Annotated in this window: 15 protein-coding genes; 5 read left to right on the top strand and 10 right to left on the bottom strand. The window is 45.5% G+C overall.

Features of this window, described 5'->3' with window-relative positions; translation table 11 throughout:
- Nucleotides 1–63 precede the first annotated feature (63 nt).
- The gene (locus ACQVGT_RS06025) at nt 64–342 is read left to right on the top strand and encodes a YtzH-like family protein (RefSeq protein ID WP_003237926.1); all 279 of its coding nucleotides are present in this window, start codon (nt 64–66) and stop codon (nt 340–342) included.
- Here the strand turns inward: ACQVGT_RS06025 and ACQVGT_RS06020 are convergent, their stop codons facing one another.
- The 5 genes from ACQVGT_RS06020 to thpR form a co-directional block, all read right to left on the bottom strand.
- Nucleotides 343–1,140 carry a phosphotransferase family protein gene (locus tag ACQVGT_RS06020; RefSeq protein ID WP_009967993.1) on the bottom strand — a complete coding sequence of 266 codons (798 nt, stop codon included), beginning with the start codon at nt 1,138–1,140 and terminating at the stop codon, nt 343–345.
- A gap of 179 nt (nt 1,141–1,319) precedes the next feature.
- The gene (pulA, locus tag ACQVGT_RS06015) at nt 1,320–3,476 is read right to left on the bottom strand and encodes a type I pullulanase (RefSeq protein ID WP_015384394.1); all 2,157 of its coding nucleotides are present in this window, start codon (nt 3,474–3,476) and stop codon (nt 1,320–1,322) included.
- Nucleotides 3,477–3,501: 25 nt separating this feature from the next.
- The gene (locus tag ACQVGT_RS06010) at nt 3,502–4,431 is read right to left on the bottom strand and encodes a diacylglycerol kinase family lipid kinase (protein WP_003229243.1); all 930 of its coding nucleotides are present in this window, start codon (nt 4,429–4,431) and stop codon (nt 3,502–3,504) included.
- Nucleotides 4,432–4,479: 48 nt separating this feature from the next.
- A complete protein-coding gene (locus ACQVGT_RS06005) occupies nt 4,480–5,394 on the bottom strand; it encodes a hypothetical protein (RefSeq protein ID WP_015384395.1) in 915 nt (304 codons plus the stop codon).
- Nucleotides 5,395–5,419: 25 nt separating this feature from the next.
- Entirely contained in the window at nt 5,420–5,971 is a 552-nt protein-coding gene (gene thpR, locus ACQVGT_RS06000; protein WP_015483570.1) for an RNA 2',3'-cyclic phosphodiesterase, read from the bottom strand.
- Nucleotides 5,972–6,119: 148 nt separating this feature from the next.
- On the opposite strand from thpR, the gene cysK reads away from it, so the two are divergent.
- Entirely contained in the window at nt 6,120–7,055 is a 936-nt protein-coding gene (cysK, locus tag ACQVGT_RS05995) for a cysteine synthase A (protein WP_015384397.1), read from the top strand.
- Nucleotides 7,056–7,088: 33 nt separating this feature from the next.
- Here cysK and pepV read toward each other — a convergent pair whose 3' ends face one another.
- A complete protein-coding gene (gene pepV, locus ACQVGT_RS05990; protein WP_015483572.1) occupies nt 7,089–8,480 on the bottom strand; it encodes a dipeptidase PepV in 1,392 nt (463 codons plus the stop codon).
- Between the two features lie 96 nt (nt 8,481–8,576).
- On the opposite strand from pepV, the gene pbuO reads away from it, so the two are divergent.
- A complete protein-coding gene (pbuO, locus tag ACQVGT_RS05985; RefSeq protein ID WP_003229234.1) occupies nt 8,577–9,875 on the top strand; it encodes a hypoxanthine/guanine permease PbuO in 1,299 nt (432 codons plus the stop codon).
- Nucleotides 9,876–9,914: 39 nt separating this feature from the next.
- Here the strand turns inward: pbuO and ACQVGT_RS05980 are convergent, their stop codons facing one another.
- Complete coding sequence (locus tag ACQVGT_RS05980) at nt 9,915–11,072, bottom strand: ABC transporter permease (protein WP_015384399.1); 1,158 nt, start codon at nt 11,070–11,072, stop codon at nt 9,915–9,917.
- Nucleotides 11,069–11,779: an ABC transporter ATP-binding protein gene (locus ACQVGT_RS05975; protein WP_015384400.1), complete on the bottom strand. Its 711-nt coding sequence runs from the start codon at nt 11,777–11,779 to the stop codon at nt 11,069–11,071. Before ACQVGT_RS05975 ends, ACQVGT_RS05980 begins: the two co-directional genes overlap by 4 nt.
- 289 nt (nt 11,780–12,068) lie before the next feature.
- On the opposite strand from ACQVGT_RS05975, the gene ACQVGT_RS05970 reads away from it, so the two are divergent.
- The gene (locus ACQVGT_RS05970) at nt 12,069–12,290 is read left to right on the top strand and encodes a DeoR family transcriptional regulator (protein WP_003152337.1); all 222 of its coding nucleotides are present in this window, start codon (nt 12,069–12,071) and stop codon (nt 12,288–12,290) included.
- Between the two features lie 121 nt (nt 12,291–12,411).
- Here ACQVGT_RS05970 and ACQVGT_RS05965 read toward each other — a convergent pair whose 3' ends face one another.
- Both ACQVGT_RS05965 and murJ read right to left on the bottom strand, forming a co-directional pair.
- A complete protein-coding gene (locus tag ACQVGT_RS05965) occupies nt 12,412–13,131 on the bottom strand; it encodes a pseudouridine synthase (RefSeq protein ID WP_015384401.1) in 720 nt (239 codons plus the stop codon).
- Between the two features lie 68 nt (nt 13,132–13,199).
- Nucleotides 13,200–14,834 (bottom strand): lipid II flippase MurJ, encoded by a 1,635-nt coding sequence (gene murJ, locus ACQVGT_RS05960; protein WP_014480588.1) that lies wholly within the window; start codon nt 14,832–14,834, stop codon nt 13,200–13,202.
- 202 nt (nt 14,835–15,036) lie between these two features.
- Between murJ and ACQVGT_RS05955 the strand changes: the two genes are divergently transcribed.
- Complete coding sequence (locus tag ACQVGT_RS05955) at nt 15,037–16,299, top strand: BaiN/RdsA family NAD(P)/FAD-dependent oxidoreductase (protein WP_015483573.1); 1,263 nt, start codon at nt 15,037–15,039, stop codon at nt 16,297–16,299.
- Nucleotides 16,300–16,467 lie beyond the last annotated feature (168 nt).

The raw sequence follows: 16,467 nt of genomic DNA, 5'->3' as shown, positions 1-16,467 counted from the left end.
TGTATAAAAACGCTCTGTTTTGAACAATTTAACCCGTATGATACTGAAGGGATGTGTACCGTTATGGGTTTACATTATGAGCATCAAGTTCATTTATTGAAGGATATCTTGACTGACCATCAATTGGACTGCTGCGGAACAGTCGCAGAGTACGAGCAGCTTGAGCGTGTGATTAAATCACTGATGGCAAACACCGAGCTTGATTCAAATTTCAAAAACGTGCTTGAAGATGTTTACCGCTACAGCCAATCAGGAATATCGTCCAAATCCATCGACTCACACATACAAGAGCATCAGAACAGCCTGTCTCAATGGGTAGAGCAAATGGATTCGTATTCCTGATTAATCAACAATTCGTTTCATGAGGATATGCAGCTCTTCCATTGCATCATGAAATTCCTTGTCATTGCCTTTTGCTTTATGCCAGGCAATGAAAGTAATTGTTTCAGATAACACATACCAAGCCATTCGCAACCGAAGGCTTTCTGTCAGCTCTATGCCGTACATGCTCAGCCAGCTCTCCCAAGCTGGCTTTTCGACGTAGTGGTACAGCAAAGGCCCGAGGTCCATCGCCGGATCAGCGATCATGGCGCCGTCCCAGTCAATTAAATACAGCTGGTTGTCTTCAGACAATAGCCAGTTATTATGATTGACATCACAATGGCAAACGACTTTCTCACCGAAATGCACTTCATGCAGGTGTTCTTCCAAATACTTGATCCCTTCTTGAATCAGCGGCGAAGATTGCTGCACAGCAAATACAGCCTGCTTCAGCTGAGACAAAAGAGCCCCCGGGTTCAGCGGTTCTTTTCCAAGTCTCTTCAGCATGTCCAGCAAGGCTTTTGATGTGTGTATTTTACGAAGCAATTCAGCAACGGGCCGTCCGCTCATGTCTTTAGGCTTCAGCTCTCTGCCGGTCATCCAGTGCTGGGCCGTAATGACGTCCCCATTTTCCATCCGTTTTGTCCAAACCAGCTTCGGAACAATGCCTTCGGCGGATAAAACAGCTAAAAAAGGTGAGCTATTACGTTTTAAAAAAAGCTGCTGCCCGTTATGTTTCGCATAATATGCATCTCCTGTAGCTCCTCCGGCGGGGAAGATCTCCCAATCGCTACCTAGTAATTGTCCCAACCAGTTCATATCAATGTTCAACCCATCATTTCTTAAAATATTTTAGAATTAAGGCTAATCGTTTCTAGTCTATCCAGCGAATGCCTTTTTCGTACGAATCGTATAAAAATAAAAAAGACAGCTATTGAGAGTCTCATATGCTAATCAATAGCCGTCCTTTAAATTTTAGCGCTATAGCACAAACTTCGTCAAGCAAAACTCTTAAGATCTGATGCTAAATATAAGATAACCGTTCCGATGCCGTTTACTGCAACCGTTTTCTTGATTTCTGCCGGGTCTTCCCGAAATCCTGATGGATCACATAAAAGCCGATAAGGTATGTCATTTGGCAGCCTCCACTCGACGGAGGCTGGACTCGCGTGATGGATAACAATGATATCTTTCCATTCGTCAACCTCGTCAAGATCATAAAGCCTGTATGCGATAAGGTGTTCTTTTAGCGTCAAGCATTCAAGATGGCGCCGGATGTCTGCAGCGGACCTAAGACGGAATGCAGGATGCGCTTTTCTCAGCGAGATCAGCCTGCGGATATAGTGAACATCTTCTTTGAACGTTTCACGGCGATCCCAGTCGAGCTGGTTGATGCTGTCACTGGATTGATAGCTGTTTTCCACTCCCTGCTTCGTCCGGAAAAATTCCTGGCCGCTGTGAATAAACGGCACCCCTTGGGCAAGCAAAATAATCGCGGCTGCAAGCATTTGCCTGCTTCGCTTTCGGCTGTCATTTTCTTGAGGAAGCGCGAAGCTCATTTTATCCCAAAAGGTGTGATTGTCGTGTGATTCGATATAATTGATGGACTGGCTTGGTTCCGGAACAATCGGTGCTAATGCCTTCCATCCGGAAGACCCGGCAATTCCATGCATCACAGCTTGTGCTGATTCACCGCTGCCGAGCGCAAACCCTGCTGCCATAAGGTGAAAGGTGTTCCCTTTTACAGCGTCACGAAACATATCATTAAAAAAACCGATGCCCGGCATTCTTGGCGCGTTCGCCAAAGCAGCTTTCTGTTCATGCGGCAGCGGTGTAGCCAGATCCCACCCTTCTCCAAAAAGCAGGATTCCGGGCTTTGCCTTAGTTGCTTTCTCTTTCATATAAAGCACGGTGTCAATATCTAAAATGCCGAGGAGATCAAATCGGAAGCCGTCGACATTGTATTCTTCAAGCCAATAGACCACGCAATCTGCAATAAACTTTCTCGCCATCCTTCTTTCTGATGCAATATCATTGCCAACGCCGGTGCCGTTTGACGGCATCCCACATTCGTCGTGCCGGAAAAAGTAACCGGGCACTGTCTTTTCAAAGGGTGAATTCTCGCGATTATACACATGGTTAAAAACAACATCCAGAATGACTCGCAGACCGTGCTGATGCAGGGTATTGATTATTTGTTTCAGCTCTGTTTTTCTCGTTTGAGGATCATGAGGGTTTGAGGCATAGCTTCCCTCCGGGGCAAAGAAATGAAGCGGGTTATATCCCCAATTGTATGCATCAAGCGGCTTCTCTTCATCAACTCCGGCAAAATCATTCACCGGCAGAAGCTCCACATGTGTAACACCAAGCTCTTTTACATACGCCAGTCCCGAAGAACTGCCATTTGCGGTTTGTGTTTCAGTTTCCGTCAGCGCTAAATATTTTCCCTTGTTTATCATGCCGCTGTTTTCATGGATGGAGAAGTCGCGAAGATGCGTCTCATAGATGACGGCATCCACAGGGTGTGAGAATGGTTTAAGAGGAGCAGTCCATTTCATTTGATCCTGGCGCAAGACGACGCCCTTCTCTCCATTTACTGTCACAGCCTTTGCATACGGGTCAACGGTTTCCATCCATTCTGAATTGTTGCAGATGGAAAACAAATACTCATATCCGTGAAGGTCACCTGTGACCGTAACGGCATAGACGCCTTTTTCCAACCGAGTCATTTGGAATGTGCGCCCGCTTTTATTGGGGTGTGAAAGCTTGACAGCAGCTGAGGTTGCAGCAGGCGCCCATACTTTAAATAAGGTATGATCCGCGGTATAAACGGCGCCCAGCTCTCCGTCATAATAAAATTCGTCATCAAACGCAGCCGTCCGGATGACCGCGCCAATTTGGAGATCCGTTTTGTGGCCGCTGGATGCTCTGACGCAATGGATTTTTCCAAATGTCACAGGATGGTCGGATACGCAGATGTACTTGTATTTTGCTTCAAGGGAGTATTCCTCCCTGACAGTCAGAGGAAAAACTGTTGTTTCTGTCTCAAGCCGAAACGGCGGTGTCATGATTTCCTTTTGTTCAGCAGGAATCAGAACAGTAATGATATTCATGTCATCGACATACGCTTCGAAGCTGCGGCGGATGCTGACCATCGGAAGCTCTCTCCTTCAAACACGTTTATGTTTTGATCCTTAGGGGTGAAGGACTAGATGCCAGACGAAACGGGGTAGTGCCCATGATTTCTCCGTCAGCATGGAACGGGATTTTGTCCTTCGTGTAAAATGTAATGTCCTTCGCTTTAAACATCGTAACGCCATCCATCTTTGTATGTTTTCCAAATGCCATGAGACATAAAAGCCAATATTTTTTCAAAAACGGCTGGTTTTCAACGATTACGATATCAAATGTCTTCTCGCGCGGATTTGCTAGGGGCGCCGCCTTCATGCCTCCCCCGTAAAACGGATGGTTGGATACAACGGCAAACCAGACATCATGAAATTCGCGCGTCTCGTCTTCCGTCGTACAAGCTAACGTAAACGGCTTAAAGGTTGCCGAAGCGTGCAAATGAGAAAGCGGATACACAAGAAATCGAAGGCGGAGAAAAAGAAAAACCCGTCTCAACGGAAATTCCATCGCCTTTTTATTGACATATGCGTCAAACCCGATCCCGATATGATTCATAAAATAAAGAATCTGTGATTTATCCTGAAGGAAATTGACGCTTCCTAAATGAAAGGTTCTTGTTAACGGGCGCTTTACCTTCTTGATTTCCTGAATCAGATCGATTTTTTTAATAGAGAATCCTCGCGAAAAATCATTATACGCGCCCGCCGGCACAAAGCTCAGCTCAATATCGTCAACATCTTTCAGCCCGTTGACAACTTCATGCATGGTTCCGTCTCCGCCAATGACGATCAGGCGCTTCAGCTTATATTCTTGTATCGTTGAAATCTGTCTGGCGAGCACCTCGGCGTGTCCCGGATGTTCAGTTAAAAATGAACGGTGCTCAACCTTTCGTTTGATCAATTCTTTTTGAATGGACTTCCAAACACGCAGGCCGTTTCGATGTCCTGCTGTCGGATTAATAATAAAAAACCAATGGCTCATCTTTCTCACCTGCTTATGTTATGAGAAAACCGCTCAAATCGTTCTCTTTTACTCCAGCCACTCCTGTCTGCGATAGGAGTCAGACATGCAGTAAGACAATAGAGCCTTTGCAGCCTTTAACTGATGATGTTTGATCGGCGCAGTGTTTTTCTTCTGCCGCTCAATCCATTCTTCCGCGCTCCGCTTATCCGCTATTTCTAAGCCGTATGGCGGCTCTGGGTAATCGATGTACGACGTTCTGCTCAGAAGCAATTTTCGAACTGGAATCTCAGCCTGTTTTTCCTTTACGATCTTTGACACAACCGAGTCCGTACGAAACAGGCTAAGCCCTGGATTTAACACTGATGCAGTCTGAGAGGCTGTTTTCTTGTCCCAAAAACGATTTTTAGACCCTATGTAGACACTGTCTTCCTCAGCCTCTAAAAAAGAAACGCAATAAATTTCCAGAGGAGAAATAATCACAATGCTTAATTCAACCGCCGCCTGCTGAATTTTCAGCACAGGCTTATACATAATAAAATAAGAATCAGGCAGCTGCTGGGTCAGATAACGCAAAATGCGGTCCTGCTTCACCTGGTTTGAGAGTTGAGATATTTCTGAAAGAGTAGAGCTTGCCCATTTGAGCTGAAAATCATATAAATGTCTTTTATAAAAAGAAGCAAGCGCCACCCTGCTCTTCGGGAGCCTTACATGAATATCTTCTTCGTCCTCAAACCATTGGTGTCTCTCTTCTTGTATATCGGCTTTTATCTCTTCTTTTCTTCTTTTCAATGAAAATTTTTTTCGTTTCTGCACCGGTTCCGGTTCTTCAGCACTGGCTTGCCTTTCTTCATGCTGGCGCTCCGCTGCTTCTACTAGTGAAAGCCAGCGCTCTTTTTTCAGACGTACAAACTGGTTGATATAATGGTACGGATCAAGCTCATATCTCGATATATAATCATGAATTTTGATGATTTGTGCCATGTTTGTTTCTCCACTCCGCAATGAATTAAGATAATTGAAATTTGAATATTTCCTCGTATTTTGGTGATTGGTTCAAGTGTATTTGAAAGAGCGAAAATCGTTCAGCCATCATCGAAACCTCGCCGCTTTCAAACGGAACATGAGCTGGAAATCCATCTTCGCCTGTCCATTTTCTTGCCAGCGTCATATGAGGATGATACGGTCTTTTTTCCACTTGAAAGCCGGCCTGAAGTACAGCCTGCTTCGTATGTTCCCGCAGTCTATCAAGCGTTTTGTTTTTCTTTGGCTCCAGATGTAAAACGCGCGGCCTTCTGCGGTCGCCAAATACATCTATCTTGCCAAACTCAATTGAAAATGGGTCAATTTCTGAAGCAACCTCTGTTAGCGAACCTTCAAGCTTCTTTATTTGTGTCTCATCCGCCGCTCCGAGAAAAATTAACGTGATATGATAGTCAAGCGGGTGCACCCATTTTTGAAACGCCAATACCGATTCGTTTTTCGCAGCCTGGTAGATCGGATTTGCAATTCCCTCAGGTATGGGAACGCCGATGAAATAATGAGGCCGTATATCTGGCATCCGTCTGACACTCCCTTCTTTGACAGCTATTATTTTATCAATAAAGAGGCTGTGCGGATAGAGGAACAGTGTATGAAAACACTCTCGCACAAACGTTTATTATGTTAGGATATTATATGACACTTGTTTTATTCAGAAAGGAATGACAATGTTGAAAATCGTTACAAACACAGCTGATCTGATAGGAGATACACCGCTAGTGAGATTGAATCGGCTTCAGCCGGAAAATGCGGCACAAGTCTATTTAAAGCTTGAATTTTTCAATCCGAGCGGCAGTGTGAAAGACAGAGCCGCTTATCAAATGATCATAGAAGCTGAACAAAACGGTTTACTCAAGCCGGGATCAGTTATTATAGAGCCGACAAGCGGAAATACCGGAATCGGGCTCGCCATGAATGCGGCAGCACGCGGATATAAAGCAATCTTAGTTATGCCTGATACGATGACGAAGGAACGGATCAACCTACTTAAAGCTTACGGTGCAGAGGTTGTATTAACTCCCGGAGAGGAAAGAATGCCGGGCAGCATCAAAAAAGCGAAGGAGCTTGCCGAACAAATTCCGAACAGCTATATTCCAATGCAGTTCGATAACACTGCCAATCCTGATGCGCACCGGAAAACAACAGCGCCTGAAATCGCCCGGGCAATAGAGGAAATCGGAAAACCGCTCGGCGCTTTTGTCGCCTCCTCTGGAACGGGCGGAACCATTACCGGAACAGGTGAGGCGCTCAAAGAGCTTTTTCCGGATATCACGGTTCATGTTGTTGAGCCAGCGGGTTCGCCTGTATTATCCGGCGGAAAACCTGGCGCGCATAAACTTGTAGGAACGAGCCCAGGCTTTATACCGCCGATTTTAAATGAAGACGTTTATGATGAAATTATCAAAATCTCTGATGAAGACGCGTATACGACGACAAGACGGCTTGCTGCTGAAGAAGGAATTCTTGTCGGTCCTTCATCAGGCGCTGCCTGCTTCGCGGCAATCGAAACAGCGAAACGCCTCTCTCCTGACAAAGTTGTGGTCTGCATGACAGCTGATACAGGAGAACGGTACTTATCAACTGATTTATGGTCATTTATTTAAAAAAAGGACTGGCTTCAGCAGAAGCCGGTCCTTTTATTTTGCAAGCTCGTAAATTGCCTGAGCATATAACGCTGTCGATCTCAGCAGGTCATCAATTTCGATATATTCATCCTTTTGGTGTGCGCTGTCGGGGCGTCCGGGGAACAGCGGGCCGAACGCGACACCGGCTTTTAAGGATCTCGCATAAGTCCCCCCGCCAATTGAGATTAAGTCAGCTTTTTTACCCAGCTGGCCTTCATAAACCTTTTGCAGGGTTTTGACTAACGGATGATCTGCGGACACGTGATGCGGCTTGCTGTCTTTGAATTCTCCCAGCTCAAATTCAGATGCGCTTTCGAATGCATCGCGGATCGCTTTGCTTTCCGCTGTCACAGGATAGCGGATATTGATCCCGAGCTCGCCTCCTTGCCCTTCTTTATAGCGCAGTGTTCCGACATTTAATGTCAGCTCACCGCTGATTTCATCCTCACAGTCGATGTCCAGTTTTTTTCCTCTTGTATCACCTGAGAACTTATCTGTCACAACTTGCACAAACCGCTTTCCTGCATCGTCAAGCTCAGTCTGCTGGAGAAATTCGCACAATAAAATGCCGGCATTGATCCCATTGTTCGGTTCCATCGCATGGCAGGAAAGACCGTACATACGCAAAATGAGCTGTCCGTTCTCTATTGCAGCTTCCCCTTTTTGGTCCGTCGTGCGGAGCATGTCTTTAAATGAAGACAGAATCTCTTCTTTTTTCGGCCCTTCAATGACAGCTTCCGCAGCGTCAGGCACCATGTTTAAACGAAGGCCTGATTGAAACGAGACAAGCACTGCCTTTGCTTCTGCTTGATTTGGGCGGTGCGGAATAAGTAAAGAAGCATCAATGATCCCTTTTTCCGCATTAATGATCGGAAAATCGGCGTCAGGCGCAAAGCCCATTGTTGGCATTTCTTCATGCTTGAAATAATGCTCTACGCATCTCCAATCGCTTTCTTCATCTGTTCCGATAATTATTCTGACTCGCTTGGACAGGGGCAAATTCATGTCTTTCACGATTTTCAGCGCGTAGAATGCCGCCATTGTCGGGCCTTTGTCATCAATGGCGCCCCTTGCATAAATCCGTCCGTTGCGGATTTCAGCTGAAAATGGATCACTCGTCCACCCATCTCCCGGCGGAACGACGTCAACATGGCAAAGTACGCCGATAATGTCATCGCCCTCCCCCCATTCAATATGACCTGCGAAGCCGTCAAGATTTTTTGTTGTAAAGCCTTCTTTTTCTCCAAGCTCCAGCAATGAAGTCAGGCTGGCATTTACCCCTTCTCCAAACGGTTTACCGGGTCCGGCGGTTGTTTCGTCCATGACACTGTTGATTCTCAAAAATTCCTGCGTATCACGAATTAAATCCTCTTTTTTTCTGATCACTTCAACTTCCCAGTTCATAATGATCCCCTTTCCGCAAGAAATGACTTGCAAAAACCAAATAAAACGAATAATATTAATGGTGTTTTGTTAAAACGTTCGTAATTGGAGGATACTATGTTTCATCTAAAAGAGCAGCAAACATCCATAAAGCAAGAAATCATAGCAGGGCTGACGACCTTTTTCACAATGGTCTATATCGTCGTGGTCAATCCGGTCATTCTGGCTAACGCCGGGGTTCCTTTCGACCAGGTGTTCACCGCAACGATTATTGCCTCCATTGTCGGAACGCTGTGGATGGCCCTGGCAGCAAATTATCCGATTGCTATTGCGCCCGGCATGGGCTTGAACGCTTATTTAGCCTTTCATGTCGTAAGCGCAAGCGATGGCGGCATCACGTACGCAACAGCTTTCAGCGCAGTATTTACAGCAGGGGTTCTCTTCATTATTCTATCGTTAACGCCTTTAAGAAAACAACTTATAGAAGCGATTCCAAACAATTTAAAATACGGGATCACAACAGGGATCGGGCTGTTTATTGCTTTTATCGGTTTGCGTCAAGCGGGAATTGTGGCAGCTGATGAGTCAAACCTGGTCACTCTCGGCAATCTGCATTCACCTGGTGTGATCTTAACGCTGGTTGGCCTTTTGATCAGCGTGGTCCTGATGGTGCTGAATGTAAGCGGCGCTTTATTTATCGGAATGGCAGCTACCGCTTTGATCGCCTTTTTCACCGGTCAGCTCCATTTTTCAAAGGGATTTATGTCGCTTCCTCATTTGCCGGAAGGATTGATGATCTCAAATCCATTTACCGCTTTTGGCGATGTCATTCATCACGGCCTGTACGCTGTCGTCTTTTCTTTTCTATTAGTCACAATTTTTGATACGACAGGCACGATGATCGGAGTTGCCGAGCAAGCCGGGCTGATGAAGAACAACAAGCTGCCGAACGTGCGAAAAGCGCTGCTTGCTGATTCAACCGCGACGACAGTAGGAGCTGTTTTCGGCACAAGTCCGACGACTGCATTTATCGAATCTTCGGCGGGTGTCGCAGCCGGGGGAAGAACGGGGCTTACGGCTTTGACTGTCGCGGTGATGTTTGCGGCTTCAATGTTTTTCAGTCCGCTTGTCAGCGCCTTGTCAGGTATAGCCGCCATCACCTCGCCTGCTTTGATTATCGTCGGTAGCCTGATGATGGGCTCAGTTTCCAATATGAACTGGAAAGAGATGGACGAGGCATTTCCTGCGTTTCTCGTCATTCTGGCCATGCCTTTGACCTCTAGCATTTCTACAGGAATCGCGCTTGGCTTTATTTCGTACCCAATAGTAAAAGCGGCGCGGGGAAAATGGAGAGAGATTCATCCGCTCGTCATCGTTTTCGCCATTCTGTTTTTCATCCAGCTTTTTATTTTATAACATAGACCAAAAAACCCAGACGGCAGCCGTTTGGGTTTTTTATGTAAACAATAAAGAGACAGCGGCCGCTAAAAAACAACAGGCGGCAAACGTATAGTGCAGGATATTGATACAGCTTTTTCTGGCCCGATAATATTCATCACTTTCCTTATCGGTGCCAATTAAAAAAGGGGCATCCATGACCTTGTCAAAAATAAGCGTCAGGATATAACGGCAAACCCCTGTATATACCAGCAGTGCAATCACCTTCAGCCAAATTGGGGAAACAAATATGAGAACGGTGAAAGCTGACAATAGCATGTACATCTGCCTCGCATACTCGCCATTCCTCAGCATGACTTTAAAAAACAATTCCTTATAGCCTGTGCAGATCGTTCGTCTTTTAAATATCCTTTTTGAATTTCGGTATAATAACGGTTTTCTTCTCATCCTGTCTTTTACTTTTGGCATTCCCGCCTCCTGACTCATCATCATCACAAGTCCTGCAAGGGCAAGCCTGCTTTTTTTCTCTTCAGTCACCTCAGCTTCAAAAGCCGTGAACGAAGCTGTCTTTTTCAAACTGCGGATAACTGAGAAAAGCAAAAATAAAATGCCAAAAAGCGCAAGCAAGTGCCGCTCAGTAAAAACAATCAGGATCGCAGAACCAGCAAAAAGAATAGCTCTGACAAGGATATCGCCAATCCATCTCGAAATAGAGCGCGGCTTTCTGATCCTGTCTTGCTTTAAAGATAAAAAGACTATATGAAGGCCAAACAAATAACACAATAGAGCAGCGCTTTCTGCGAATGTGATGTGAACAAAATGACTGATAAGGGGAAGGACAATAAAAAAGAGAAGCAGCCATTTAGCCATCGTGACCAGAAAAGAATACAAAAGCGCGTACCGTTTGAGCTGATAGATGATTTCTTTCTTTTGCAGCAAAAACACTTTGTCCGCTTCCATTAAAAATGTACGAATCGATCCTGTAAACATGATCAGCCCACACACAGCGTACAGCCATCTCCACTCCGCCACTTCAGACCACTCATAAAGAAGGCCTCTTCCATTCATCAAATCAATATACTGATAGATGACAAAAGCAATCGCCGGCAAAACGATATAGAGAGCGACTGTCCAGTCAATGACCGCATGCAACACTTTAAACTGATACTTGTAATAGTCAAACAGCCTTCGAAAAAAGAGCGTACGCCCGTTCATGGCCGATCACCTTGAACTGCCTTATAAAAACAGTCAAGCAATGACTGCCCCTCTAATCCGGTCTTGTCCTGAATATCTTTTAACGTGCCTTGGAGAAATAATGAACCTTTCTCAATCATATAAAACCGGTCACAGATTTTTTCCGCGGTATCGAGTACATGCGTGCACATAAGAATTCCGGCTCCACGTTCTTTTTCAGCCTTAAGCATGTCCACAAAGCGTTTCGTCGATATCGGATCAAGGCCGATAAACGGTTCATCAATCACATACATATCCGGCTTAGAGAGAAAGGCCTGGATAAGCATTAGTTTTTGCTGCATGCCCTTCGAAAAGGTGACAGGCAGCTCATGTTTGACATGATCAAGCGAAAACGTCTGCAGCAGGCTTTGGGCCCGATGCGCAAATTCCCTCTCTTTGATGCCGTGGAGTGTGCTGATCAGATCCAAATGCTCCCACAGCGTCAGTTCTTCGTAGAAGGACGGATGCTCCGGAATATATGCAAATGAACAGTCGTTCCAGGCAATATGCCCTTTAAAATCTTCTGAAAGGCCGAGTATCGCCTTGATTGCGGTGCTTTTTCCGGCGCCGTTAGCTCCGATCAGTCCAACTAGTTCCCCTTTTCTGACTTCCAAAAAAACATCGGTGAGCACTATTTTTCGGCTTGTATACCCGGCCCGTTCTATTGAAGCTTCAAGCAAACTTGTCAAAACTCACCCACCTCCAAAATTTACTACGAAACAGAATAAAAAAAGTTTCTTTAACCATAATAATATTGAGCCGAAATACATAGTAATCCAACAAGGATGGCTGCCCAACGCGAATTGGAAAAAATTAATAGGAGTTATCCCTAGATTCATCACTGCAATATCGTGTATAATGAGGGCGAATTATTATAACAATTACAGATGTCTGCCTTTGTTGCTATTTCGTACGCAGTTGATAGTCGTGAGTTGTGGTTAGTCAAGTCCATCCGATCTTATGATAGGGAGTGGTTTTTTGAAACCTTCAACAAACCGTATGCTAACTCGAATCAAATCAGTTTACATGTTTATCCAAGAAAAAGGTCTTGTGACAACACAGGAACTGGTTGACGAATTCGGCATTACACCTAGAACGATTCAAAGAGACTTAAATGTGTTGGCATATAATGATCTTGTTCATAGTCCAAGCCGTGGCAAGTGGGAGACAACGAGAAAGAAAGTAAAGATTACCTCATAAATTGAAAAATTACATAGGGCCGCCTGAGAGCGGCCCGATAGATAACAGGGCGAAGAAACTACTGAGCCTTGTTTTTGTGTGCTTATAAATAAAACCCCGCATTAGGTATGCGGGGTTTTTGTCATGCTTGCGACTCATTGAGCAAATGAAGCTCTTCCTCTGTCAGCTCACGGTATTCTCCGGGTGCCAGAGCGGGATCTAGGAAAACGCGTCCCATCGAAAGCCGCTTCAGATAAACCACTTCATTGCCGACAGCCTTTGCCATTTGCTTGACCTGATGGTATTTTCCTTCTGTAATTGTCAGGTATATCACGCTATTGCCACTGTCGTTTGTTTTAATTTCCGCTTTCGCCGGCTTTGTTTTATAGCCGCCCTCTATGTAGACACCCGTTTCCAAATCGGAGATGTCTTCCCGAGAAATCTGTGATTTTAAATGGACTTCATACGTTTTTGGAACATGCTTTTTAGGAGAAAGGAGCCGATGTGCGAGCTGCCCGTCATTTGTGAGCAGCAAAAAGCCCTCTGTATCTTTATCAAGCCTGCCGGCTGGAAATGGCTCAAATCTCATCTCCTCCGGCGTCAGCAGATCGACCACTGTTTGCTGCCGGCTGTCCTCAGTCGCCGACAGCACACCCTGCGGTTTATTCATCATAAGATAAATGAACTCTCGATAATCAACCGGTTCCCCGTATACGGTCACCTCCTGCGCATCAGGATCAACGTGCGCCTTTACATCTTTGGCAGGTTTGCCGTCGATCATAACGGCTCCAGCCTTCACAACGGCTTTGACTTCTTTTCTGGAACCATACCCGCTGTTGGCAAGCAGCTTATCAAGTCTCATTCCCAATCTCTCCTTTATAAAAGAAAGCCCGCAGCATGCGAGCCCTCAGTTTCATCATATTTAGTTCATCAGCCTGCATGTCTGCCTTTCCTTAAGAAACCTGGCAAACGGCGGCCTAAAATTTTCTGCAAAAATCCTAATCGGTAGCCGCAATACAGGTAGACAGCTCCGCCAACAGCGGCCGCGATCACCACAACAATCGCAGCTTGCAGCTGGCCATCCTGATAGGAAATAAAGAAGCCTAATACCCACTGCACGATTTTCACGGCAATACCCATAATGGCTGATAAGACCAGCATCAAAACAGTTCGTTTAACTAGTATCTTATACGAATAGCCTGCATGGCGCTTAATCATGATAAACCCATATAAAAGGGAAGCGATATATCCAAGCGCCGTCGCTAAAATCGCTCCGTCAGCCTGCATCAGCTTGATCAGCGGAACATTCAGCACAAGCTTGATCACGACGCCAATCACAAGGCTGACAACCGCAAATTTTTGCTTATTGATGCCCTGCAAAATGGCTGCGTTGACTGTAAACAAAGAGAACAGAATTGCGACTGGCGAATACCATAGCAAAATGTTTGCCCCCAGTTCAGGGTGAAGGCTCTCTGACCCGTAAAAGAACGTATACGTCGGTCCTGACAATAGAGAGATCCCGACAACAGCCGGAATAATTAAAAACAGGATCGTCTGCATCGTTTGATTAATCTGCTGATTTAATAGCTTATAGTTTCCGCTTGTAAACGATTCAGTAATCGTTGGAATTAATGTCAGTCCGAAAGCAGTTGCTAGGGAAACCGGGATCATCACGAGCTTCTGAACATACAGGGTTAGAATCGCAAGCATGTCCTGGCTGATGGCTTGATGACCGGCTTCAATCATCGCTTTGTTAAACGTATTTGTATCAATATAGTTATACAAAGGGATGGCTAGTCCGACAAAAACGTACGGAGCAGCATAGCTGAACAGCTCGAAAAACATTTTCTTGTAGCTTAGGTTTGCTGTCGGACCCGTATTCGGCATCATCGCCAGCAGGCTGCCCTTCCGTTTGTTCCAATAAATATAAAGCACGACCAGCCCTCCGAAGGCACCGATCAGCGCTGCGAAGGTTGCATAGCCCACAGCGATGACAAGGCCGCCGTTGAAAACCTTCAAAATCAAGAATGTCGCACTCAATAGAAAGATGATGCGGACAATCTGTTCAACGACTTGGGAAACAGCTGTCGGACCCATCATTTGGTGCCCTTGAAAGAATCCGCGGACAAGGCTCATAATCGGTACGACCAAAAGCGCTAAGCTGACCATGCGGATGACATAAACGACATGATCAATTGTCAGGCCGTTATTATCCTTGCCTCCCAGCGATATTTCCGCAAACATCGGAGCCGATAGATACAGAATGAAAAAGGCTATCATTCCTGTGACGAGCATAACCGACATGCCCGCCTTGAGCATTTTCCTGCTTGTCTCATAATCCCCTTTTGAATTATATTTGGAAACAAATTTAGAAACAGCGGCCGGAAAGCCCATCGTAGCAATATTCAAAAATAAAGTGTATTGGTTGTATCCGTATTGAAATAATGCACCGCCTGTCGCCCCGACCATAATGCTGAAGGGAATTAAATAGACCATCCCCAGAATCCGCGATATATATGTACCGAGCGTTAATACAAACGTGCCTCTTAACAGTTTGCTTGACATGTTTCTTCATCACCATTTTCTACGAAGATTCAACTTTTCTATTTTACCACAACTGGGCATTTAGACGGTAATAAATACAAAAGCAATCCTGTGAACATTCATGTCCGCGGCAAAAGACGTTTAAGGAGCGGCTTTCTTTCGCTATAATAGTACTGCGGACGGGGTGTCCACACACGAAATGAAAAGAAAGTTGATGATAAAGATGAAACAATATGACGTAATCGTAATCGGCGGAGGCCCTTCAGGCTTGATGGCTGCGATTGCAGCAGGAGAACAGGGCGCTGGCGTGTTGCTGATAGATAAAGGAAATAAATTAGGACGGAAACTCGCGATTTCCGGGGGCGGCCGCTGTAATGTGACGAACCGCCTTCCTGTGGAAGAAATTATCAAGCACATCCCCGGCAACGGGCGTTTTTTATACAGCGCGTTTTCTGAATTTAATAATGAAGACATTATCAAGTTTTTTGAAAACCTCGGCATTCAATTGAAGGAAGAGGATCACGGCCGGATGTTTCCTGTTACCGACAAAGCCCAAAGTGTCGTTGACGCGCTGTTAAACAGGCTGAAGCAGCTCCGCGTAACAATCAGAACGAACGAGAAAATTAAATCTGTTTTATATGAAGATGGACAGGCAGCAGGGATTGTGACGAATAATGGCGAAATGATCCATAGCCAGGCAGTCATTATCGCTGTAGGCGGTAAAAGCGTGCCTCATACCGGAAGCACGGGAGACGGCTATGAATGGGCTGAAGCCGCGGGCCATACCATAACAGAGCTGTTTCCGACAGAGGTTCCCGTCACTTCTGCCGAACCGTTCATTAAGCAAAAAACACTTCAGGGCTTATCACTAAGAGATGTAGCCGTCAGTGTGTTAAATAAAAAAGGCAAACCGATTATCACACATAAAATGGACATGCTGTTTACCCATTTCGGCCTCTCAGGACCTGCCATTCTCAGATGCAGCCAATTTGTCGTAAAAGAGCTGAAAAAACAGCCTCAAGTGCCGATCAGAATCGACTTGTATCCGGATATCAATGAAGAAACGCTTTTCCAAAAGATGTATAAAGAACTGAAGGAAGCACCGAAAAAAACCATTAAAAACGTGCTGAAGCCTTGGATGCAGGAGCGCTATCTCCTATTCCTGCTCGAAAAAAACGGCATCTCTCCGAACGTATCGTTTTCTGAGCTGCCGAAGGATCCTTTCAGACAATTTGTAAGGGACTGCAAGCAGTTTACTGTCCTCGCAAATGGCACACTGTCGCTTGATAAGGCATTTGTCACGGGAGGCGGGGTATCTGTAAAAGAAATTGACCCGAAAAAGATGGCTTCTAAAAAAATGGAGGGGCTTTATTTTTGCGGTGAAATTCTGGATATCCACGGCTACACAGGTGGATACAATATTACCTCCGCCCTTGTCACAGGCAGGCTTGCAGGGCTAAATGCCGGGCAATACGCCCGTTCTTAATCATTACTCTTTAAATCCCTTGCCGCCAAACTCACATTTGAACATTCCCCGCATTCATGTTAGGGTGAGACTTGTTTTGTTTCACCTGATTGCGGGGTAATTTTAAGAGAGGAATGAGCTGCCATCGTACGACCATACTAAGCCTGCGAGCAAGATATAGGCGTACAC

The sequence above is a fragment of the Bacillus sp. SCT118 genome, assembly GCF_058566435.1.
This window is presented reverse-complemented; position numbering and strand designations above follow the sequence as displayed.